The 24,987-nt window shown below is 29.0% G+C and carries 20 protein-coding genes and 2 pseudogenes; all 22 read right to left on the bottom strand.

Annotated elements, in window-relative coordinates; genetic code table 11:
- Nucleotides 1–3: 3 nt before the first annotated feature.
- The gene (gene nusA, locus A500_RS04110) at nucleotides 4–1,077 is read right to left on the bottom strand and encodes a transcription termination factor NusA (RefSeq protein ID WP_016206330.1); all 1,074 of its coding nucleotides are present in this window, start codon (nucleotides 1,075–1,077) and stop codon (nucleotides 4–6) included.
- 16 nt (nucleotides 1,078–1,093) lie between these two features.
- Nucleotides 1,094–1,552 (bottom strand): ribosome maturation factor RimP, encoded by a 459-nt coding sequence (gene rimP, locus A500_RS04115; protein WP_016206331.1) that lies wholly within the window; start codon nucleotides 1,550–1,552, stop codon nucleotides 1,094–1,096.
- Nucleotides 1,553–1,813: 261 nt separating this feature from the next.
- Nucleotides 1,814–6,141, bottom strand: a pseudogene (locus A500_RS04120) (PolC-type DNA polymerase III).
- Between the two features lie 169 nt (nucleotides 6,142–6,310).
- The gene (gene ispG, locus A500_RS04125; protein ID WP_016206332.1) at nucleotides 6,311–7,360 is read right to left on the bottom strand and encodes a flavodoxin-dependent (E)-4-hydroxy-3-methylbut-2-enyl-diphosphate synthase; all 1,050 of its coding nucleotides are present in this window, start codon (nucleotides 7,358–7,360) and stop codon (nucleotides 6,311–6,313) included.
- Nucleotides 7,361–7,373: 13 nt separating this feature from the next.
- Nucleotides 7,374–8,393, bottom strand: a complete 1,020-nt coding sequence (gene rseP, locus A500_RS04130; RefSeq protein WP_016206333.1) for an RIP metalloprotease RseP — start codon at nucleotides 8,391–8,393, stop codon at nucleotides 7,374–7,376.
- Between the two features lie 13 nt (nucleotides 8,394–8,406).
- The gene (dxr, locus tag A500_RS04135; protein WP_016206334.1) at nucleotides 8,407–9,567 is read right to left on the bottom strand and encodes a 1-deoxy-D-xylulose-5-phosphate reductoisomerase; all 1,161 of its coding nucleotides are present in this window, start codon (nucleotides 9,565–9,567) and stop codon (nucleotides 8,407–8,409) included.
- A gap of 24 nt (nucleotides 9,568–9,591) precedes the next feature.
- A complete protein-coding gene (locus tag A500_RS19355) occupies nucleotides 9,592–9,969 on the bottom strand; it encodes an AI-2E family transporter (protein ID WP_051993120.1) in 378 nt (125 codons plus the stop codon).
- 35 nt (nucleotides 9,970–10,004) lie between these two features.
- Complete coding sequence (locus tag A500_RS19360; RefSeq protein ID WP_051993121.1) at nucleotides 10,005–10,547, bottom strand: AI-2E family transporter; 543 nt, start codon at nucleotides 10,545–10,547, stop codon at nucleotides 10,005–10,007.
- 163 nt (nucleotides 10,548–10,710) lie between these two features.
- Complete coding sequence (locus tag A500_RS04145) at nucleotides 10,711–11,505, bottom strand: phosphatidate cytidylyltransferase (RefSeq protein WP_016206335.1); 795 nt, start codon at nucleotides 11,503–11,505, stop codon at nucleotides 10,711–10,713.
- 16 nt (nucleotides 11,506–11,521) lie between these two features.
- Nucleotides 11,522–12,283: an isoprenyl transferase gene (locus A500_RS04150; RefSeq protein ID WP_016206336.1), complete on the bottom strand. Its 762-nt coding sequence runs from the start codon at nucleotides 12,281–12,283 to the stop codon at nucleotides 11,522–11,524.
- A 54-nt stretch (nucleotides 12,284–12,337) separates the two neighbouring features.
- Nucleotides 12,338–12,895 (bottom strand): ribosome recycling factor, encoded by a 558-nt coding sequence (gene frr / locus A500_RS04155; RefSeq protein WP_016206337.1) that lies wholly within the window; start codon nucleotides 12,893–12,895, stop codon nucleotides 12,338–12,340.
- 9 nt (nucleotides 12,896–12,904) lie between these two features.
- Entirely contained in the window at nucleotides 12,905–13,621 is a 717-nt protein-coding gene (gene pyrH, locus A500_RS04160) for a UMP kinase (RefSeq protein ID WP_016206338.1), read from the bottom strand.
- Between the two features lie 68 nt (nucleotides 13,622–13,689).
- Nucleotides 13,690–14,601 (bottom strand): translation elongation factor Ts, encoded by a 912-nt coding sequence (tsf, locus tag A500_RS04165; RefSeq protein WP_016206339.1) that lies wholly within the window; start codon nucleotides 14,599–14,601, stop codon nucleotides 13,690–13,692.
- Between the two features lie 83 nt (nucleotides 14,602–14,684).
- Nucleotides 14,685–15,386, bottom strand: a complete 702-nt coding sequence (gene rpsB / locus A500_RS04170; RefSeq protein WP_016206340.1) for a 30S ribosomal protein S2 — start codon at nucleotides 15,384–15,386, stop codon at nucleotides 14,685–14,687.
- A gap of 336 nt (nucleotides 15,387–15,722) precedes the next feature.
- Nucleotides 15,723–16,499, bottom strand: coding sequence for a GTP-sensing pleiotropic transcriptional regulator CodY (gene codY, locus A500_RS04175; protein WP_016206341.1), 777 nt, complete (start codon nucleotides 16,497–16,499; stop codon nucleotides 15,723–15,725).
- Between the two features lie 191 nt (nucleotides 16,500–16,690).
- Nucleotides 16,691–18,787, bottom strand: a complete 2,097-nt coding sequence (topA, locus tag A500_RS04180) for a type I DNA topoisomerase (RefSeq protein ID WP_016206342.1) — start codon at nucleotides 18,785–18,787, stop codon at nucleotides 16,691–16,693.
- Between the two features lie 46 nt (nucleotides 18,788–18,833).
- Entirely contained in the window at nucleotides 18,834–19,871 is a 1,038-nt protein-coding gene (gene dprA, locus A500_RS04185; protein ID WP_016206343.1) for a DNA-processing protein DprA, read from the bottom strand.
- A 16-nt stretch (nucleotides 19,872–19,887) separates the two neighbouring features.
- A complete protein-coding gene (locus A500_RS04190) occupies nucleotides 19,888–20,790 on the bottom strand; it encodes an ATP-binding protein (RefSeq protein WP_083935665.1) in 903 nt (300 codons plus the stop codon).
- 47 nt (nucleotides 20,791–20,837) lie between these two features.
- On the bottom strand, nucleotides 20,838–21,140 hold the full coding sequence (locus A500_RS04195) for a hypothetical protein (protein ID WP_016206345.1): 303 nt from the start codon (nucleotides 21,138–21,140) through the stop codon (nucleotides 20,838–20,840).
- Nucleotides 21,141–21,225: 85 nt separating this feature from the next.
- Nucleotides 21,226–22,437, bottom strand: a complete 1,212-nt coding sequence (locus A500_RS04200; protein ID WP_016206346.1) for a recombinase family protein — start codon at nucleotides 22,435–22,437, stop codon at nucleotides 21,226–21,228.
- 209 nt (nucleotides 22,438–22,646) lie between these two features.
- Nucleotides 22,647–22,877, bottom strand: a complete 231-nt coding sequence (locus tag A500_RS04205; RefSeq protein WP_016206347.1) for a hypothetical protein — start codon at nucleotides 22,875–22,877, stop codon at nucleotides 22,647–22,649.
- A 21-nt stretch (nucleotides 22,878–22,898) separates the two neighbouring features.
- A pseudogene (locus A500_RS04210) lies at nucleotides 22,899–24,987 on the bottom strand (phage tail protein); the annotation flags it as partial.

Raw genomic sequence — 24,987 nt, forward strand, 5'->3', positions numbered from 1 at the left:
CCCTTACTCTAAATTTTCTTCTGCTTTTAATGCTTCTGCTTGAGATTTACTTTTAATATCTATTTTCCAGTTAGTTAATTTTGCTGCAAGCCTAACATTTTGCCCTTCTTTTCCTATAGCTAATGATAATTGATTATCATCTACCACAACTTTCGCAGATTTTGAATCTTCAAAAGCTACAACTTCTAAAACTTTGGCAGGACTTAATGAAGCTGCTATAAATTCTTCTGGATTTTTGCTCCATTTTATTATATCTATTTTTTCGCCTTTAAGCTCATTTACTATATTTTGAACTCTAACTCCTTTTGGGCCAACACATGAACCCATTGGATCTACATTTTCATCATTTGAATAAACTGCTATTTTACTTCTTGATCCAGCTTCTCTTGATATACTCTTTATTTCTACAACACCTTCGTATATTTCAGGTACTTCTAATTCAAAAAGTCTTTTCACTAATCCAGGATGAGTTCTTGAAACTAATATTTGAGCTCCTTTTGAGCCATTTTTAACTTCTACAACATATAGCTTTACTCTTTCGTTAAATTTATATTCTTCACCTGGAATTTGTTCGTTTGGTCCAATAGAAGTTTCTATTCTCCCAAGATTTACAAATACATTACCTTTGTCTTTTCTTAGTACAGTTCCGGTAATTATATCATATTCTAATTCCTTATATTCTGAATATACTATGTTTCTTTCTGCTTCTCTTATTCTTTGAGTTACTACACCTTTAGCAAGTTGAGCTGCTACTCTTCCAAAATTCTTTGGAGTAACTTCTAAATCAACTATATCATCAAGATCATATCTTACACTTACGTCCTTAGCATCTTCTAAACTTATTTCAGTTACATCATCATATACGTCTTCAACTACAACCTTTTGAGCATATACATGAATTTCTCCTGTTTCTCTATTTATACTTACTTTAACATTTTGTGCTGAAGTTGTCGGACTAGCGTAATTTTTTTTATATGCTGCAACTAAAGCATCCTCTATAGTAGTAAAAATTAAATCTTCGCTAATCCCCTTATCTTTAACAATTTCTTTAAGAGCACTTATAAACTCTTGGTTCATTTTAATATCCTCCTTATTATATTTCCCCTTCTAAATTGGCTGATTTTATTTTATCCTTTGGAATTGTAACTAATTTGTCAGCTTCAACTACAATCGAATCATCATTTACTTCTTTTAATATGCCCTTTACATTTTTTCTTCCATCTAATGATTTTGTAAATCTAACCATTATTTCTTTTTCTATTTGTTTTTTAAAATGATCATCTGTAAATAATCCTCTATTTAATCCTGGTGATGATACTTCTAGAAAATATGCTTCTTTTATTGGATCTTTTTCATCCATGACATCGCTTACTCTTCTTGATAAAGCTTCACAGTCAGATAAAGTTATACCACCATCTTTATCTATATATATTCTTAAATAATATTCTCCATTTTCTTTTACATATTCAATGTGATAAATCTCATACTTTAATTCTTCTGCTATAGGTCTTACTAATTGATCAATAGTTTCCAATAATGCATCAACTTTCATATTACCCCTCCTTTGCTATATTCAGTTTTAATTTTAAAGATTTACTAAACTCTTAACTCCCTATAAAAAAAGCAACTATTTTAGTTGCAATTAAATAGAAAAAGCGGGCATTTATCACTCCCACTCACATTTTCTAGCTATTAGTAAATTACTTCTTTAATTATCCTATCATAATTTCCTAAATAATACAAGGGGTAGCAATAAATTATTACTTTTCTTATATTTATTACTTGCCCCATATATATTGTTTTTATACTTATTTTAAAATAATGATAATTGATTTGTTTCTGACATTCCCTCAAGACACCCATGGTTGCTTAAAGTTTCTATTACCGTCTTCGAAACCTTTGACCTTATTCTTAAATCTTCTTTAGATATAAATTCACCTTGTTTTCTAGCTTCAACTATACTTTTTGCAGCATTTTCTCCAACTCCCTGAAGCGCACTAATAGGAGGTCTTATTCCATCCTTTTCAATTGTAAATTTTGTTGCTTCCGATATATATAAATCTACTTTCAAAAAATTTAGCCCTCTTGCATAAAGCTCATAAGAAAGCTCAAGTACAGTAATTAATCCCTTATCTTTTGCAGTAATCTTATTTCCTAGTTCATAAAGCTCATCTAATTTTGCTTTTATAGCCCCTGGACCTTTACAAATAAGCTCTGCATCAAAATCATCCGCCCTTACAGTAAAATATGTAGCATAATAAGCTTCTGGATAATACACTTTAAAATATGCTATTCTTACAGCCATCATAACATAAGCAACTGCATGCCCTTTAGGGAACATATACTTAATTCTTTTACATGATTCTATATACCAATCAGGAACATTATTTTCTTTCATTGTTTTCTCAAACTCTTCCGTTAGCCCTTTACCTTTTCTTACACTTTCCATTATAGTAAAGGCCATTTTAGGTGGAACTCCTGCATACATTAAATAAACCATGATATCGTCTCTTGTAGATATACAATCTTTAAGAGTTGTATATCCTTCTTTAATAAAGTATTGTGCATTATTAAGCCATACATCTGTTCCATGTGAAAGTCCAGATATTCTAACTAAATCGGCAAAACTCTTAGGTTGAGTATCAACAAGCATCCCTCTAACAAATTTCGTTCCAAATTCCGGAAGTCCATAACTACCAACTTCACAGCCTAATTCTTCCTTAGTTACTCCTAATGCATCTGGAGAAGTAAATAATGAAATAACCTTTTTATCATTTAATGGTATGGTTTTGGGATCAACTCCTGTTAAATCTTGAAGCATCCTAATCATGGTAGGATCGTCATGCCCAAGTATATCAAGCTTAAGTAATCTACCTGATATAGAATGATAATCAAAATGAGTAGTTGTAACATCTGAAGTTGGATCGTCTGCAGGGCGTTGTATTGGTGTAAAATTATAAATTTCATTATCACTTGGAACAACCATAATACCACCTGGATGTTGTCCTGTTGTTCTTTTTATTCCTGTACAGCCAATAGTCAATCGTTCAATTTCAGCAGTTGAAGTTCGTATTCCTCTCTCATCAAGATATTTTCTTACATATCCATAAGCTGTTTTTTCAGCAACTGTGCCTATTGTTCCTGCTTTAAAAACATATCCCTTTCCAAATAGAACTTCTGTATATTTATGAATTTCTCCTTGGTTATCACCCGAAAAGTTAAGATCTATATCCGGCTCTTTATCCCCTTCAAAACCTAAAAAGGTTTCAAAAGGTATATCATGACCATCCTTTATATATTTAACTCCACATTTAGGACAATCCTTATCTTCTAAATCAGCTCCTGAACTAACAGAACCATCTAAGAAAAATTCAGAATTTTTACAGCTAGGACAAACATAATGTGGAGGTAATCCATTAACCTCTGTTATATTTGACATCGTAGCAACAAAAGATGAGCCTACCGACCCTCTTGAACCAACCAAATATCCATCTGCCAAAGATTTTGCCACTAATTTTTGAGCTATTAGGTAAAGAACTGCATATCCATTACTTATAATAGAATTCAATTCCTTATCTAATCTTTTTTGAACTATTTCAGGTAAGGGATCTCCATATATTGAATGTACTTTTTTCATTGTCATTTCCCTTATTTCTTCATCTGCACCTTCAATTTTAGGTGGATATGTTTCATCTGGTATTGGCTTTAAAACATCTATTGAATCAGCAATTTCTCCTGGATTGGTTATGACAACTTCTTTTGCCCCATTTTCCCCTAAATATGAAAATTCTTTTAGCATCTCTTCGGTTGTTTTCAAATATAAAGGTGGTTGATTATCCGAATCTGAAAATCCTTGTCCTGCCATTATTATTCTTCTAAAAACTTCATCTTGTGGTTCTAAAAAATGAACATCTCCAGTTGCAACAACAGGCTTATTTAATTCTTTTCCCAAATTATATATTTTAGTATTTAGTGTTCTTAATTCATTTTCATCTTTTACATTTCCTTTTGCAATAAGATATGCATTATTTCCTATAGGCTGAATTTCTAGGTAATCATAAAATCTCATTATATCTTTTAACTCTTCATCTGACTTACCATCTAAAACTGCTCTATATACTTCACCAGCCTCACAAGCAGAACCTATAATAAGGCCTTCTCTCATTTCCATAAGCTTACTTTTTCGAATTCTTGGATTTTTATGAAAATTATCTATATGTGCTTCTGACACAAGTTTATAAAGATTTTTCATCCCTTCTTGAGTTTTAGCAAAGATTATTATATGATATGTTTTTTCTTTCTTAATATCCATTTTTCTAAGAATTCTTTATTCAAGTCATTAAGTTTATTAATATTTAACTCTTCTATCATTTTCTTTATTGATATTAAAAAAATTTCTGCTGTCGCCTTTGCATCATCTACTGCTCTATGGTGATTTTGTAGTGAAACTCCTAAATGTTTTGCTACTAAATTTAACTTAACTCTTTTTAATTCTGGATATAAAAATCTTGCAAGCGGAACTGTATCAACTATAGTAGAATTAAACTCAAGACCTAAATCATTGCAGTTCTTTTTTATAAATCCTGTATCAAAAGCAGCATTATGAGCTACAACAGCCGAATCCTTTATAAATTCCATGAATTTAGGTAAAACAACTTCTATAGGGTCTGCATCTTTTACCATTTCATCTGTTATTCCTGTAAGTTCTGTTATATTATACGGAATTCTACATTTAGGATATATAAATTCACTAAAGGTATCTATTACTTCTTTTCCTTTAATTTTTACAGCACCTATTTCAATTATTTTATCATTTTTAGATGAAAATCCTGTAGTTTCTATATCAAATACTACATATGTATCATCAAAACTTTGTCCCTTATCATTTAATGCTATAGGTATTCCATCATTAACTAGATATCCTTCTACACCATATAATACTTTAATCTTATTTTTTTTAGCTGCAATTTGAGCATCTGGAAAAGCTTGAACGACACCATGATCTGTTATTGCAATAGCTTTATGCCCCCACTTAGCCGCTCTTTCTATTAATTTTGTAGCTGATGTAATTCCATCCATAGCACTCATAGCCGTATGACAATGAAGCTCAACTCTCTTTTCTTCAGATCCATCCATTCTCTCTATTTTGCCCATTTTTAAAATATCTCTTCCCATTATTACTACTTCTCTTGCATAAGTATCATAAATGGCTTCTCCTCTTACTTTACAGTAAAGTCCTTTTTTAACATTATCTAATACTTCTTCAGTTTCTTGTGGCTTTAAAAAGCATTTTACAGTTATTGAGCTTGTATAGTCTGTAACAAAGAAGGTAAGAATTATTTTGCCTGTTTTCGTTTCAACTATATCTGTCTTAAAAACTTCACCTATAACAGCAACAACTCCAGAAGTTTCATCAATTTCCTTTATTGAAATAGCTTCTTGACTTATACTTCTCCCTAAAATGCTATTTTCACTTTTAGGTTCTCTTTTGAATTCTCTTTTTTCATAAGTTTTCTTAGGTTTAGCATTTTGTTTTTCTTCATTTTGTTTATTGGTAGATTGTGCTGAAATATTTCTTCCACTAAATATTTCTTTTAAAACTTCTTTTTCTTTTTTAATTTTTTCATTATAATTGCTTTCTACTTCTAAGCTGCTATCATATTCTAAAGTTACTTTACTTTTAACTCCAAAAATATTTTCAATATTAAGAGCAATTTGTTTAGGAACTTCTTTAATATTTAAATGTTCATTTATTTTTTCATACCCACTTTTTATAGTTAAAATATTTCCTTTTGTAGTCTTTAAGCCTTTAGTTAAAACAACTTTTGACAGAGGAATTCTTTGCATAATGCCTTCTATTACTTCAGACCAATGCTTTTCAATTATTTCTTCTATCGTTAGGGTAGATATATCTCTATAAAATAATACCTCTATATCTATTTCTATTCCTAAGGTTTTTTTAATAGCTTTCTTTACATCAGCTTCTTCTTCATTATTTAGTCCATCTTTTCCTCGTAATACCACTTTAAGAAGATTACTTTTTTTCAAAAATTGGAATCTTACTATATTTATTTCTTTATCTTCTAAGGATTCATTTTTATTAATTTCCTTTTTTATAAGTTTTAAAGCATTTTCACTCAAATAAACAACACCTCCTATACAATCAATAATTAGTAATGGATAATGTTTAATTGATAACAGATAATTTAATATTTACCAATTAAAATTCAACGAAATAATTGACAATGTTAATGTTAACTAAGCATTTATTTAAACTTAATTTTTCATTACTCATTGTCAATTATTTTAATTACATATTTTCTATTTCTTTCATTAATTCTTCAATTAAATCTTCTTCTTTAACCTTTTTCACAATTATACCTTTTTTGAAGATTAAGCCTTCTCCTCTTCCACCTGCAATTCCAATATCTGCTTCTCTTGCTTCTCCTGGTCCATTAACAGCACATCCCATTACAGCAACTTTAATATTTTTATTTATACTTTCTAACTTTTTCTCAACTTCTTGTGCTATTTTAATAAGGTTTATTTGAGTTCTACCACAAGTAGGGCAAGATATAAATTGTAAGCCACTTTCTCTTAATTTTAAAGCTTTTAATATTTCTTTAGCTACTTTTATTTCTTCAATAGGATCACTAGTTAAAGATACTCTAACTGTATCCCCTATACCTTCAGCTAAAAGTGTGCCAAGTCCTATACTTGATTTTATAGTTCCTCTAAAAGGTGTTCCTGATTCAGTTACTCCTAAATGAAGAGGATAATTACAACTTTCGCTCATTAATCTATAAGCTTCTATCATCATTACAACATCTGATGATTTTATAGATATAACTATATCATAAAAATTTAATTCTTCTAATATTTTAACATGTCTTAAAGCTGACTCTACTAATCCCTTTGCAGTTGGTTTCCCGTCTCTTTCTAATATATCCTTTTCTAAAGAACCTGAATTTACGCCAATTCTAATTGGTAAACTTTTAGCTTTTGCAGCTTCTGCAACTATCTTAACTTTTTCTATACTTCCTATATTGCCTGGATTGATTCTTAAAGCAGATACTCCATTTTCAATAGCCGCCAAAGCTAATTTATAGTCAAAGTGTATATCAGCAACTACAGGGATAGGTGAATTTTCACATATATCTCTTAGAGCTTCCGCAGCTTTCATATCAGGAACTGCACATCTTATTATCTCGCATCCTGCTTTATATAAATAATCTATTTGTTTTAGCGTTGCTTCTGCATCTCTTGTATCTGTATTAGTCATTGATTGAATAGATACAGGAGCATCACCTCCTATATAACAACTTCCAACTTTAACTTTTCTTGTTTTTTTTCTTTCCATTTTATTTCCTCTCCTAAATTTGTATAGGGAATAATATATCCTTTATTGTAACTACTATCATAAGTCCAAAAAGTAGCATTAATCCAACGTAGTTCATTGCCCCAACTACCTTATCTGGAACTTTTCTTCTTGTAATAAGCTCTATTAATAATATTACAGTCCAACCACCATCTAATGCTGGGAATGGTAGCATATTAAATACAGCTAAGTTTATACTTATGAAAGCTACAAAATACATAAGATTCCATATACCATTTTTTGCGGCTTCACTTGACATTCTAATTATAGATACCGGTCCCCCTACATCAGTCTTAAAGTTTACATTTCCTGTAATCATCATTTTTAGACCTTTATAGGTTTGATTTACTACAGATGCTGTTTCCTTAAAACTTTGTTTAAAACTTTGAACAATTCCCGGTTTTTCTATTCTTTGAAATTCAAAGCCTATCATATATCTTTCTCTATCGCTTTCCTTTACTAGTTTAGGAACAACAGTAATTTCTTTTTTCTCCCCATTTCTTTCTATTAAAAAGTTAATTGGCTTATCTTTAGCCAAATTTATACCTATTGTTAGGTCATCAGCTGAAAAAACCTTACTTCCATTAACTTTTAAAAATTCATCACCTTTTTGTAATCCAGCTTCTATAGCAGGCATATTTTCAGATAAATTTTTTACTGTCGGTAAACTATAACCAAATTTATTTAAAAACACCGTAAATATTATTATAGCAAACAAAAAGTTCATCGTTGCTCCTGCTATAATTACACTTATCCTTCTAAGAGGTGACTTTGAAGAAAAACTTCTTTCATCTTGAACTTCTTCTTCTTCCCCCATCATTTTAACATATCCTCCAATAGGAAACAAACCTATTGAATATTTTGTTTCTTTTCCTTGAGTTGAAAATATTTTCGGGCCCATTCCAATAGCAAATTCTTCAACCTTTATTTTATTTAACTTTGCCATAGTAAAATGACCAAGTTCATGAACTATTATAAGTAAACTAAACCCTAATAACGCGTATATTATATACAATCTCTCTCTCCTCCTAACTCCATTTTAACCTTATATACTCTCTTACTTTTTTATCTAACTCAATTACATTTTCTAGAGTGACTTTTTTTAATTTTTCCTCTTTAAAGTATTCTAAAGATTCTTCAATTATTTCTGAAACTTGTAAAAATTTTATTTTCTCTTCTAGTAATAAAGCTACAGCTTCTTCGTTAGCACCATTTAATATACATGGAGCTAAGCCACCTTCTTTTCCAACTTTATAAGCAAGTTTCAAGCATTTAAAAGTTTCCAAATCAGGTTTCTCAAAAGTTAGCGTTCCAATTTCATAGAAATTAAGTTTTTCTGCTATAGCATGTTTTCTTTCTTTTTTATTAATTGCATATTGAATTGGTAACTTCATATCTGTTGAGCCTAATTGAGCAACCACACTTGCATCTTTATATTCTACCATAGAATGAATTATACTTTGAGGGTGAACTACAACTTCTATATTTTCATATGGACAATTGAATAAAAAATGTGCTTCAATAACTTCAAGACCTTTGTTCATAAGTGTTGCTGAATCAATAGATATCTTTTGCCCCATATTCCACTTTGGATGCTTAAGCGCCTCTTTAACGCTAACACTTTTTAAATATTCAGTATCCTTTCCTCTAAAAGGCCCTCCAGATGCTGTTAGAATAATTTTGCTCACATCCTTTTCAGTATACCCATTTAATGCTTGGAATATAGCACTATGTTCTGAATCTACTGGAAGTATATCAACTCCCATCTCTTTTGCTTTATTTATAACAAGTTCTCCAGCCACTACTAAAGTTTCCTTATTTGCTAAAGCTATATCTTTTTTAGCTTCAATAGCTTTCATTGTCGGTCTTAAACCAATCATTCCTACAACAGAAGTCACAACCATATCTATTTCATCTAAGGATGCAATTTTCTCAAGTCCTTCTATGCCTGAGAAAACTTCTATCATTAACTTATTTACTGAACAATAATCTTTAATTGATTTATAACTTTCTTCATCCATCATAGCTACGTATTTAGGACTAAATTCATTTATTATTTCCTTAATCTTTTCAACAGAAGAATTAGCACTTACTCCTATAAGTTTTATTTCTTTATTTGAGTTTCTTATTACTTCTAAAGTTTGTGTGCCTATAGAGCCTGTAGCTCCTAAAATTGAAATTTTTCTCATATTTACCTCCTAAGTACTCAGTATTTAACTGCCGTAAATCATATCTTTTGCAATTATGCTATAAATTGGTCCTGATATTATACCAATAAACCCAAACATTTTTACCCCTACATAAATCGATATTATTACTATTAAAGGATGAATGGCTAATTTATTACTTAAAAATTTAGCTTCAAGTATTTCTCTTGTCAAACGCTCTAATAAATATAATGCAATTAATCCAAATACTAATAAATATCTCTTCATTACAATATTGTATATTATAATTGGTATAAAAACAATTGTTGTCCCAACAAAAGGAAGTATATCTAAAACGGCACATAAAATTCCTAAAAAAATACTATTATGTATTTGAAGCACCTTAAAACCTAAAATTATTATACATGCACTTAATATTATCAATTTAAGTTCAACTTTGAATACTTCTTTTAAATTTTTTATTTTTTAGAAAAATTAATTATTATTTCATTAGGAAATAAATTTTTTAATAAATCATAAATCTTATTTTTATCTACTAATATAAAATAATCTACTATATTTGCTATAAAATATGATACGATTCCGCCCCCTGTAACTATAGCACCTTGCATAATCATATTACTATTAAGAAAACCACTTAATGTTTGCAAAATTTTATTTAAATCGAAGTTTAAAAGTACTTTCATATTAGTAATGAAAGCATCTACCTCTTTCATATTATTTCTATAAAATTTATAGAACATTTCCAATATTGTATTGCCGAAATAAAATACTATCATGAATATTCCTAAGTTTACTATAAGCAAACTTAAAATCGCACATATTGATTTTGGTATATTAATTTTTAAGAAAAATTTATATATTGGTTGAGTTATTAATATCATTATTAATATTATTAAAAAAGGTTGAAAATAGTTTTTTATTAAAATAGTTATTACAGAAACAATAATAAATGTAATAACTAAGTTTATTATTTTATTGTAATTTTCATATAATTTCATAGCACTACTCCTAATTATTTCATACTATGATTATATTAATTATAATAATAATACATACCTTTTATCTATTTATATAAGTATATTTATTTAAAAATAAGGTAGAGAAGTTTCTCTACCTTATTTTTAGCTAATATATTAAATTCCATTTTATACTTATGTTCTTCTAAATTCCTACAATAAAGGTTAAGTAATAAAAGACTACTACCGCATTAAATAATATTGAGTCAAATCTATCTAAAATTCCACCATGACCAGGTATTAAATTACTATAATCCTTTATTCCAACATATCTTTTTACAGATGATGCTACTAAATCTCCAAGTTGCCCCATTATGCCACATAATCCACCTATTAAGAAGAAATGGATTGTTTGAACTTCTGGTACATTAATTCCTATTATTATACCATAAATTCCACATCCAATAGTACTTCCTAAAAATCCCCCTACCGATCCTGCAATTGTTTTTTTAGGGCTAATCTCTGGACATAACTTTCTTTTTCCTAAATACTTTCCACAATAATAGGCTGTAGTATCTGCAATCCAAGACCCAAGGAAAATTAACCAAACTAAGTATTGTCCTCCAACTTTATTATTAACTATCGGAATAAAACTAAATAATATTGCTACATATAAGAATCCTAATAAAGTTAGTGAAACATCAATAAAATTATATTTTAAATTTACAACTGGTATTATTAATAATAAAATAGTTGATAATATTAAAATATACATAGCTTCTTCAAAATTATTTCCTCTTAAATAAAAAATAATTAAAAGTGCATATCCTCCTATAGATATTGGGTTAAATTTTTTTTCTTTTAAAGCATTGTAAAATTCATATAATCCAAATATTGAAATCACTATTGTAAAAGCCTTAAGCCATATTCCGCCTAAAAAAATAAACAATATAAATGGCGCTATCATAGCGGCTCCTAAATATCTACTATTTAACTTCATTACTCCACCTCAACTACTATACTCCACCATATCGTCTATCTCTGTGCTGATAATCATATATGGCTTTATGTAAGTGTTCTTCTTTAAAATCAGGCCAGCATACATTAGAATACCAAAATTCTGAATAAGCACATTGCCATAATAAAAAATTACTAATTCTTTGTTCCCCTGATGGTCTTATTATCAAATCCGGGTCTGGTATATTATAAGTATATAAATATTTTTCAAATATATCTTCGCTTATGCTATCTTCATTTATATTTCCCTTTTTAACTTCTTCTAATACCAAATTAACCGCCCTTAATATTTCATCCCTTCCACCATAATTGAAAGCTATATTTAAAGAAATTCCAATATTATCTTTAGTTGTCACAATGGCTTTTTTTATTTCTCTTTGAGCATCACTAGGCAACTTATCAATATCACCTAAAATATTTATAACAACTTGATTTTTATTTAACTCTTCTAACTCATTTTTCAAATACTCAACTAGTAGTTTCATAAGAGCCGAAACTTCATCATTTGGTCTCTTCCAATTCTCAGTTGAAAATGCATATAAAGTTAAATATTTTATCCCTAACTTATTAGATTCCTTTATTACCTTTCTTATAGTTTCCACTCCTGCTTTATGTCCCATAGTTCTTGGAAGATTTCTTTGCTTAGCCCATCTTCCGTTTCCATCCATAATTATAGCTATATGTTTAGGTATATTTTCTTTATCTAAAACTATTTGTTCTTTATTCTTTCTACTTTTATTAGTTTTAAAAATATCTAACATATTTTTATTCCCTCCGCCACTTCTAATATGGAAAAAACCTGCTAAAGGCAGGTTTTAAATTGACATAATCTCTTTTTCTTTTGCCAAAATTATTGTATCTACTTCTTTAACGAAAGAATCTATTATTTTTTGAACTTTTTCTTCTGAATTTTTAAGTTCATCTTCAGTGATCTCTCCATCTTTCTTTAACACTTTAATTTTATCATTAGCTTCTCTTCTTATTGATCTTAAAGCAACTTTTGCTTCTTCGCCAGTTTTCTTAACATTTTTAACAAGATTTTTTCTTGTTTCTTCTGTTAACTCTGGAACAACTAATCTAATCACACTTCCATCATTGGATGGATTAATTCCTAAGTCTGATATAAGAATAGCTTTTTCTATTTCTTTTATTAAACTTCTTTCCCAAGGTGAAATCACTAAAACCCTTGGTTCTGGAGCTGATATATTAGCCACTTGATTTAGCGGACATTGACTGCCATAATAATCAATGTGAATTCTATCAAGCATAGTTGGGTTGGCTCTTCCGGCTCTCATTGTCGAAAGATCTGATTTTAATACAGAAATAGTTTTCTTCATTTTCTCTTCTGCTTTTTGAATAATATCCTTAATCATAAAAACCTCCTATTTTTTAGATGAAACTAAAGTTCCTATTTTTTCACCAGAAATAGCTTTTTTTATATTTCCTGGCTCATCTAATCCAAATACTAAGATTGGAATATTGTTATCCATACATAAAGAAGTTGCAGTTGAATCCATTACTTGTAATCCTTTTTCAAGTACTTCTATATAATTAAGTTTATCATATTTTTTAGCATCTGAATACTTATATGGATCTTTATCATAAACTCCATCAACTTTTTTAGCTAGAAGTATAACATCAGCTTCTATTTCTGCTGCTCTTAAAGCTGCTGTAGTATCAGTTGAGAAGTATGGATTTCCTGTTCCTGCTGCAAATATTACTACTCTACCTTTTTCTAAATGTCTTACAGCTCTTCTTCTTATAAATGGCTCGGCAATTTCTTTCATTTCTATAGCTGTTTGTACTCTCGTCATAACTCCATTTTGTTCAAGTGAATCTTGAAGAGCTAGTGCATTTATACATGTAGCTAGCATACCCATATGGTCTGCTTGTGACCTATCCATGCCCTCTCCACTTCTTCCTCTCCAGATATTTCCTCCACCTACAACTAATCCAACTTCTACTCCCATTTCAACTAAATCTTTTACTTCTAAAGTAATTCTTTTTACTATATCAAAATCAAATCCAAATCCATTTACTCCTGCTAAAGCTTCCCCCGAAACCTTTAGTATTACTCTCTTATATTTGCTTTTTTCCATTCTTAGTACCTCCATATATTATTTGACTATTTCCTAAAAAAGAGAACACCTATGTGTCCTCCTTTGTATTACTTAGTCATCTTAGCTACTTCTTCAGCGAAGTTATCTTCTGCTTTTTCGATACCTTCTCCTCTTTCGAATCTTACAAATTTGTTTATAGTTATTGGAGAACCAACTTCCTTTGATTTTTCTTGAAGGTACTTGCTTATACTCTTATCTCCATCTTTTACCCATGCTTGATCTAAAAGACATACTTCTTTATAGTATTTTTGAATTCTTCCCATTACCATTTTTTCTACTATGTTTTCTGGTTTTCCTTCATTTAAAGCTTGAACTCTGTAGATTTCTTTTTCTTTTTCTAAAGAGTCTGTATCTACGTATTCTCTACTTAAGAATGTTGGATTTGCAGCAGCTACTTGCATACAAACATCTTTTGCAACTTCACTTAAAACAGCAGTATTATCAGCATCGCATCCTAATTCAACAACAACACCAATTCTTCCGCCACCGTGAATGTAGCTTTCAACTACACCATTTGCTACAACAAATTTTTCAAATCTTCTTACAGTCATGTTTTCACCTAACTTAGCTATTAATGCAGTTAGTGCTTCTGAAACTGTATTTTCAGCATCAAATTTTTCAGCAACAAATCCTTCTAAAGTTGTAGTAGAAGTTGTTGATGCCATTTCTGCTAATCTATTTGCGAAATTCACAAATTCTTCATTAGCAGCAACAAAGTCTGTTTCACAGTTTAATTCAACTATACCTGCTGTTTTTTTGTCTTCTGATATGTAAGTTTTAACTATACCTTCAGCAGCAACTCTTCCTGCTTTCTTAGCAGCAGCAGCCAAACCTTTTTCTCTTAATATTTCAATAGCTTTTTCCATATCTCCTTGAGATTCTGTTAAAGCTTTTTTGCAGTCCATCATTCCTGCACCAGTTTTTTCTCTTAATTCTTTAACTGATTGAGCAGTTATCATAATGTAAATTCCTCCTAACTTAATGTAAACCTTATTATTTAGGTTAAAAGGTAAATGAGAATTCTCACCTACCTTTAATTTTATTATTCAGCTAATTGTTCGCCTTGTCTTCCTTCGATTATACCATCAGCAATTTTTGCAGTTATTAATTTAACAGCTCTTATTGCATCATCATTTCCTGGAATTACGTAATCAACTTCTTCTGGATCACAGTTAGTATCAACTATACCTACTACTGGTATTCCTAAAATCTTAGCTTCTGAAATAGCATTCTTTTCTTTTCTTGGGTCAACTACAAATATAGCGCCTATATTAGTAGCATCTAAGTTCTTAATTCCACCTAAGTTCTTTTCTAGCTTTTCCATTTCGCCTTTTAATTTTATAACTTCTTTCTTAGGTAAAACTTCAAAAGTTCCATCTTCTTCCATAGTCTTTAAAGCTTCTAATCTATTAATTCTAGTTTTGATAGTTTTGAAGTTTGTTAACATACCACCTAACCATCTGCTATTAACAAAGTGCATATTTGATCTTATTGCTTCTTCTTCGATAGCTTCTTGAGCTTGTTTCTTAGTTCCTACAAATAAGATATCTTTTCCTTCTGTTGCAACTTCTTTTATAAAGTTATAAGCTTCATCTACTTTTTTAACTGTTTTTTGAAGATCTATTATATATATTCCATTTCTTTCTGTGAATATATAAGGAGCCATCTTAGGGTTCCATCTTCTTGTTTGGTGTCCAAAGTGTACACCTGCTTCTAATAATTGTTTCATTGATATAACTGACATTTTTCTACCTCCTGGTTATTTCCTCCATTATCTTCTTATAAAGTTTCCTCAAAATAAGGCACCATCTCTATAAATCTGATAATGTGTGTATTTATTTACCTTTGTTAGTATAACATAACCTAATTATAGTGGCAAGATTTTTTTCATTTAAAAATCATTAAATGTAAATTTTTATAGTTTTACATTTTTTCTAATATTCAAATTTTTATGGATAATATAAAACATTTTTATAGTTTTTATATTCTATTTGTTTTATAAATTCTTTCAATTTCAAAATATATTTTTTAAAATTTAAAAGCGCCATATTACATTAGTAATTGACGCTTTTATTTTATGTTAATTTATCTTTTTTAATTCGTCTAATAGCTTTTCATTTAAGATTTTTATATGTGTTCCCTTCATCCCAAGTGATCTAGACTCTATTACCCCTGCACTTTCAAATTTTCTAAGTGCATTAACTATAACACTTCTTGTTATTCCAACTTTATCAGCTATCTTAGATGCAACTAGTAATCCTTCATTTCCTTCTAGCTCTCCAAAAATATGCTCTACAGCTTCTAGTTCTGAATATGATAAAGTTCCTATTGCTAATTGTACTACTGCTTTTTTTCTTGCTTCTTCTTCTATTTCAACTTGTTTAGATCTTAGTATTTCCATGCCAACTATAGTGGCACTATATTCAGCTAATACTAAATCTTCATCTGTAAATTTCTCTCCAAATCTTGCAAGCATTAAAGTACCTAATCTTTCTCTATTACCTATTATAGGAACTATTGTAGTTATTTTATCTTTCATAATACAATTTCCTTGATCTTCAAATACACATAGACCTTTATTTGCTAAATTAGCAATACTTTCATGAATATTTAGTAAATTATCGTTATAATCTTTTGGAAATCTCTTTTCATCTATGACTTGATTTTTCATAACATCACATTCAAAATTTTTCGAAAATGCATATCCAAGTATTTTACCTTTCCTACTTGTTACATAAACATTACATAATAAAACTTCACTTAATAATGCGCATATATCTTCAAAAGCTACAGGATCTGTACCGGATTTTTGTAATATTTTATTCAACATTCTTGTTTTGTTTAATAATGACGACATCCCATCTTCCTCCTATAAATACAATAATAAATTTTTTGAAAATTTAAAATTTTTAAAATTTTCTCAAAATATCTTTATTACTTATTTATACTATCATAGAAGATTTCTATTTTCAACAAATTTCTTGCTATTTTCGACATTTCTGTTGAAAAAGCATTTATTTTAATATTTTATTAATTTGTAATTGATTTCTATTCCTTATTTTCATTATTTTCTTTATTTATTATAATAACTTTATTACAATCAGAATTTGAACACTGAGCATAATTTCCCTTAGTTTTACTATATTTCAAAACCATATAAGAACTACAATCTGGGCATTTATCTTTTAATGGTTCGTTCCAACTTACGAAGTCACATTGTGGATAATTAGAACATCCAAAAAATTTTTTCCCCTTTTTACTTTTCTTTGCTAGAATCTTCCCACCACATTTTGGACAAGGAGCTTCAATTTCTTCCACAATAGGTTTGGCATTTTTACATTCTGGATATCCAGGACATGCTAAGAAATTTCCATATCTCCCACGTTTTATAACCATCATTCGACCACATTTATCACAAGGAACATCACTTACCTTATCTTCTATAACAACTTTAGAAACTTCTTTTTCAGCTTTATCTATTGCTACTTTTAATGGTTGGAAAAATTCTGCTACAACTTTTCTCCACTCTTCTTCGCCTTCTTCTATGTGATCTAAGTTCTTTTCCATTTCTGCTGTAAAATCTACATCTACTATTTGTTTAAAATATTCACTAAGCATATTATTAACTATAAATCCAAGCTCAGTTGGAATTAAGTTTTTCTTTTCTCTCTTAACATAATCTCTACTTAATAATGTAGTTATTGTCGGCACATAAGTACTTGGTCTTCCTATGCCTTTTTCTTCTAATAACTTTACAAACGAAGCTTCACTATATCGTGCTGGTGGTTGAGTAAAATGTTGTTTTCCTTCTATGTCAACTTTATTTAAATCATCATTTTCTTCTAACTTAGGTAATAAAACATCCTCATTATCTTCTTCAGTTGCATATTCATACAACTTCATAAATCCATCAAATTTTATTGTGGATCCGCTTGCTTTGAATTTATAATCACCGTTTCTAATTTCTATACTATTAGTGTTTAATTCACATGAAGCCATTTGGCTCGCCATAAATCTATTCCATATTAAAGAATATAATTTAAACTGTTCTGATGTTAAAGAATTTTTTGCAATTTCCGGCGTTATTTCAATTATTGATGGTCTTATTGCTTCATGAGCATCTTGAATATTTTTCTTTCCTTTATATATTCTAGGTGACTTTGGTGCATAGTCCTTTCCATAATTTAAATTAATAAATTCTAACGCTTTACCTTGTGCCTCATCAGAAATTCTTACTGAATCAGTTCTCATATAAGTTATTAACCCAACTGTACCATAACCCTTAACTTCTACTCCTTCATATAATACTTGAGCTATTGACATAGTTCTTTTAGTCATAAAATTTAGTTTTTTTGATGCTTCTTGTTGAAGTGTACTAGTTGTAAAGGGAGGTAATGGATTTTTCGCCTTAGTACCTTTTTTTACTTTAGTAACTATAAATTTGTCTTTTTTTAGTTCTTCTATTATCTTATCGCTTTCTTCTTTAGTATTTATCTCAATTTTCTTGTTTTTATACTGAACTAATTTTATAGGAAACTTTTTTCTATCTTTAGTTGCTACACAGTCAACAGTCCAATATTCCTTAGGCTCAAATTTATTAATTTCCTCTTCTCTATCACAAATAAGCTTTAAGGCTGCTGATTGAACTCTTCCAGCACTTAATCCCCATTTTATATTTTTCCACAAGATTGGGCTTATTTCATAACCAACTAACCTATCCAATACTCTTCTAGCTTGTTGTGCATCTACTAAGTTGATATTTATTTTTCTAGCCTCTTTTATTGATGATTTTACTGCTTTTTTTGTTATTTCATTGAAAACTATTCTACATTTTTCATCTTCTGAAATATTTAATATATTAGCTAAATGCCATGATATTGCTTCTCCCTCACGATCAGGGTCAGTTGCAAGATATACTTTATCAACTTTTTTAGCAGCTTTCTTAAGCTTAGTTATAAGATCGCCTTTTCCTCTTATTGTTATATATTTCGGATTAAAATTATCTTCTATATCAACGCCTAGCTTACTTTTTGGCAAATCTCTCACATGCCCCATGGATGCTTCTACTATATAATTCTTACCAAGATATTTTCCTATAGTCTTAGCCTTTGCAGGTGATTCTACTATTACAAGATTTTGTCCCATACATAAAAACTCCAGTAAATTTTATGGAGTCTACACCCCCTTAAATTCATAATGATTTTGCATAATAATTGCCAGGAAGGCAAATTATTTCATTTCTGTTTTGCATTTCAAATAATAACTCAAACAATACCTTTCTGTCAACATTTACCGATTCTATTATATCATCCAAATGCTTCGGTTCATTATTTATAACATTTAACAAGCAACTTTTCAAACCATTTTTTACCGTTTTTTCATTGTTTTCTTTTTTTATATTAAAAAAATCATATAAATCCTGTAGTTCAGTAAATGGTCTTGCTCCATCTCTTATTAATTTATTACACCCTTCACTATTACCATTTATAATAGGTCCCGGAACAGCCATTATATCTTTTCCCATTTCTAATGCATAATCAACTGTTATTAATGATCCACTTTTTTTAGTTGCTTCTACTATTATTACTTTTTCACTTATTCCACTTATTATTCTATTTCTTCTTGGAAAATTATACGGCATAGGTGGTGTATTAGGTAAAAATTCTGAAAGTAATAATCCTTCCCTTATAACCTTTTCATAAAGATATCTATTACTTTTAGGATATATAACATCTATTCCACAACCTAATATGCCTATTGTTTTACCTCTAAATTCTAATGAACTTCTTTGTGCAGCTGAATCTATTCCCGATGCTAATCCACTTACAACCGTTACGTTATTTTCACTTAATTCTCTTCCTATAATCTTAGCTACTTCCATACCGTATTGAGTACATTTTCTAGCACCTACTACAGCTCCCAATTTTCCTTTTAATAAATCTATATTTCCTTTATAAAACAATACATATGGAGGATCTATGCTATTTTTTAAACTTTCTGGATAGTCTTTTGACTTAATTGTAATATATCCTATTCCATTATTATTCATGTAATTAATAAAATCTTTAATCATATCCTCTGAAATTACTTTATCTTTTATCTTTTGTAATTCTTTAATATTGTTTTTATATTTCCTAATGTTACTCTCATTTTCATATTCTTGCAATAGTGTATTTTTCTTTTCATTGGATATATTGGTTAAAATAAACCATATTTCATCATTTTTCATGGTAACCACCCTCATACTAAACTATTTCTCCATCCACATTTTTTCTATATCCTAAAGCTTCAAAAATATGATAATCTTGAATTTTTTCTGACCCTTCTAAATCAGCTATAGTTCGTGAAACTTTTATAATTTTATCATATCCTCTCATAGTTAAATTTAGTTTTTCATAGTGTATTTTTAGTACTTTTTTTGATTCTTCTGATAAATTAAATAAATTTTCTATATCCCTGCCTTTTACCTCCGAATTATAATTATACTCACTTTTTTTATACCTATCTCTTTGTATTTCTCTTGCTTTTAGCACTCTTTCCTTCATTTTTTCCGAACTTAAACTATCTTTTCTTTTAGAAATATCTTCATATTTTAAACGTGGAACATAATTCAACAAATCTATTCGATCTAATAAAGCTCTAGATAATCTATTTAAGTATCTTTTTCTATCACTTTCTGAACAAGTACACCTATTTTCATCAATTCCATTTAAAAATAAACCACATGGGCATGGATTAAAGGCCCCTACAAGCAAAAAATTAGATGGAAGCTTATATGTCCCATTAATTCTATTTATATTTATCACCTTTTCTTCTAAAGGCTCTCTTAAAACTTCTAAAACATCCCTTTTAAATTCTAATATTTCATCTAAAAATAATATTCCATTATGGGCTAAAGTTATTTCTCCTGCTTTTATTTCTTTTCCTCCTCCAACTAAAGCTATTTTGGTTATTGTATGATGCGGATTTCTAAAAGGTCTAATAACTCCCTCATCCCCTGAAAATATACCAGATGCACTATATATTTTAGCAATTTCTATTTCTTCTTTATATGTTAGAGGAGGTAGGATAGATGGCAGTGCTTTAGCAAGCATTGTTTTCCCTGACCCTGGCGACCCATAAAGTAATATATTTAAATACAAAATCAAGGATTTTATTTAATTGATATGATAATTATAGACATGTGAATTATGTTTTATTCACTTATTAGAATAATGATTTCCTCTATTAACACTTCTAATGAAGTAATTATGTTTATTTCATCATTATTTATACGAATTGATTCTATTATATTGATAAACTTCTCTTTATTTATATTTTTACTTTTTAAAATTTGGTTATTTATTTCTTTTCGCAAATTAATTAATTCATCTCTTATAAGTACGAACTCTGAAATTCCATTATTGAGATTATCTAACTCTTTATCTAACTCATCTTTCTTCGTTAGAATTTCTTGTTGCTTTTCCTCAAATATTTCTTTAGGTAAACTGCTATCCATATATAAATTTAGTAATTTTTTATTATCCTCATTTAATATATTTATCCTTTTAAATATATTATCCTTTTTATTTCAATATCTTCTTCTAAAATAGCACCATTATACTCTTCAATTTTGTTATCAATCTGATTTTTATATCTTTAAATTTATTACATATATATATGTAGAAATTTTTTATATACTCATCTAAAATCATTTCTAATTTGCTTAAAGATATATTTTTGTTGTCACATTTATTTACTCCAAAACGCTTTTTATTACAACAGTTAAAAAACCTTCTTCCATCATCCATGTTTGATATATAATTCGAACCACATTTATCACAAACTATTTTATTTGAATAAACAGATTTACCTGAATATTTTCCTATACCTTTATTTTCCCCTAACCTTCTTGCTCTTAACTCTTTCGCTTCATTGAATATTTCTTTTGAAATAATTGCTGGAATTCTATCACTATCCTTATAAATTATATCCTCTTCTTTATTTCTACTTATCTTATTGCTTTCAAATAATTTAGGGGCTGAGTATGTTAACCGATTTGATATTCCACAATACTTAACATTTCTCAGTATATTATTAATTGTACTAACTGCAAAAGCTTTTTCATTTCTAGTTAATATTCCTTTCTCCGTTAATATCCTTTGTATAACTCTATTTCCATAACCTTCAATGCATAGGTCAAATATTAATCTTACTACTTTAGCTTCTGCCTCTATTATCTCTAATCTGTTCTCACTCTCTATAAATTTATATCCGTATAGATTCCCATTTGTATGAATCTTATCAGTTCTCATAGCACTTCTTTTGTATCCATTTGAAACTTTTATTGATTTATCTCTACTTTCTTGTTCATCCATAGTAAAGAATATATTCAATAAAGTTTCATCCTCTGGCTTTTCTGTAGATTTAGATAAATCCTTAAATACAACATAAACACCTTTTTCTTTTAATGCTCTTATTATGGAAACAACTTCAACATTTCTTGCAAATCTACTTGTATTGGTTACATAAATATAACTAAACTTACTTTCTTTATTCCTACTAGCTGTATATATACTTTTTCCATTAACTATGTCTATATCTAATCCAGCCATAACTAACATTCTATTAAACTCTTTTCTATTAGAAAACTTTGTGCCAGACAATCCTTTATCTGCAAAAATATCTATTAATTCATATCCATTTTCCTCATTTAATTCAGCTTCAAAATAAGACTTCTGATTTTGAAAACTGTTTTCTTGGTCTAGTTTATCTGTACTAACTCTACAATAAGCCACTACTTTCTTTAAATCCATATAATCATCCTCCAAACAATTAATTATATTATATATTATGTATTCTAATTTTCTAATATTTTTTACTGGTTTTTAATACCTTTCTTAAACTCTCAATTATTTTCTTGTCCTTTTTATAATCCATTTACATCCCCCCCAAAAAATTCCTTCCTTTATATATGCAAAAAAGGCTAGACTTTTTACATCTAACCTTATTTCCTTATTATGTATTATTTTAATTCTTCAACTAACTTGTCTATTTTAACTCCAACTCCATCAATTTTATTATTAATAGAAGCTACAAGCTCAGAATTAGTCTTTACTAGTTCAGCGTTCGCATTTGTAAGTTGATTACAAGTTGCTCTTATTGTGCTCCACATTTGCCACAAAATATATGCTAATGCACAAGCTACTGTTATTGGAAACCCAACATTACTTATAAATGTATCCAATTGAATCAATACACTTCACCTTCCTTTACTTTAAATTTCTTGGCTAAATTTTTCTAGTCTTAGATTCTCATATCCTTTTCTCTTTGCCTTAATTGTGTATTTAAAAGTGAAATCTTCCCTATCACTCTCTACTATGAAGTAATCTTTAGTTTGGTCTTTTATCTTAAAATCTCCCCAACCTATTTTATGAATGTCTATAATATAATTGTTCTCTAAGTTTGCACACTCTTTAAATATGGTATCTATTAGTATAACTCTTTCAAATATTCCTGTTTCTGTTTTAGATACAGTCATTAATTCAGAACAAGTATCTGTCAAATAAGATTCTGTATCTTCTGTTGAGTAAAATAATCTATTGCCATATTTTTGTGTAGGTTGAATACAGTTTTTATTTCCAACAACAGAAAAATCACCAATTACAGTAGTTTTACCACTAATGTACGTACCACCATTTAAGGCATAGAATCCGAGTTGACCGTTTGGACTTGATAACTCTCCACCTAATATTTTAGAACCTTCTAGATTTATATTTTGCCAAAACTTAACCCCTTCAAAAAAAGTTATTGGTTTAGGATTTCCGGTAACTCCATAATAGTCAAAATCAACGTAGGATCTATTAATGTTTGTACTTTCACTCTCGTCATAGCCTATGGAAAAGTATGAGTTAATGCCATTAGCAATTCCCAATCCTGTTTTATTAGCATCACCATTCCTTCTTGAACTATAAATAAATCCAACTGGGGATGTCCTTGTTGTTCCTTCCCAATCATAAAAATTTATAGTACGTCCAACAAACTCTAGTGCTTTATTTCCATTTGCTTTTGTATATATATTCCCATTAGTTATATCTATTAAAGCATTATTACCTTCTAATTTACCTTTTCTAAATGTTACTTCTCCAGCATTAAGATTTATTATCAGATTATCATTAAATCCTCTTATAATTCCTGTTTTAATTAATGCAGCATTAATTTCCCCACTATTTAAAATACTACAATTAAAATTCCCGTTGATATCCATAATTAAAGTAACATCATTAGCTTCACCAGTTTCTATATTAATACCATTCCTAAAAAACATTATTCCATGCTTGTTGGCTACTATTCCTTTTCTAGCTTGTTTTATGTCAGTTTCATCTGTCCAAGCAGTGAAATTTTTAGCATAATGACTATAACCACCAAATCCATCCATTACAGTATTTATAGACTCTTTTTTGGCAGTTAGTATAACATCTTCTACTGTAGGTAGTTTTTCAATTTCTTTCTTAATGCTATTTAATGTAGGCGGTTTTAAATCTTTGATATCATTATTACTTAAAGTAATATTAGTTACTTCATCAGCTAATACATCAACTTCCATCTCAATAATTCTAGTTTCTATATCTATATTGAATTTAGGAATATATGTGGCAATCTTATCACCTATGCTTAACCATACTTTAGTATCATCCTTATGTTCTTCTACTGTAGATAATTCTAAAAACTTAGTATCAAAAGTCATTTTAGGTTCATCAATTTTATTTACTGTAAATTCTAATCTAGCGAGTCTTTCTAATTCTGCCTTTGCTTCTTCCTCGGTATTGTAATATGTATAACCTTCATCATTTTCTTTGCCTTCTTCTTTTACTCTTACTGGATATACTTTCTCAACTGTTTCCCCTAACATATTAATATTAGTTGATAACTTTCCACTATAGATAATATTGTCGGCATAAAGCTTATCATAACCTTTAGCTAATACTCCTTTAGTAATTGTTAAATCTTCTTCAGCTTCATTAGAAATTAAGTTTTTCCCATATTCAACTTTATATTTAGGTATTTTACTTCCTACATAGTCAACCAATTCAACCTTAAATTCTTCTTTTTTAATCTCACACCCATAAAGTTCTTTCAAATCAGAAACTATATTATAAAAGCTATCATGCCAAGCATTTATAGATTTTAAATCACTTAAATTAGAGCTTACTTCTAAATCCCTAGCAAACTGTTTACCTTGTTTATACTCTTCACTATTGCTTTTTAACCAATCCAATATAGCTAATCCATTTAAATTTCTTGGTTTACTATCCACTATAAACATGCTTCTTAAAGTTTCAGTTCCCCAATGCCTACAAGTTAGC

The organism is Clostridium sartagoforme AAU1, assembly GCF_000401215.1.
Taxonomy (GTDB): domain Bacteria; phylum Bacillota; class Clostridia; order Clostridiales; family Clostridiaceae; genus Clostridium; species Clostridium sartagoforme.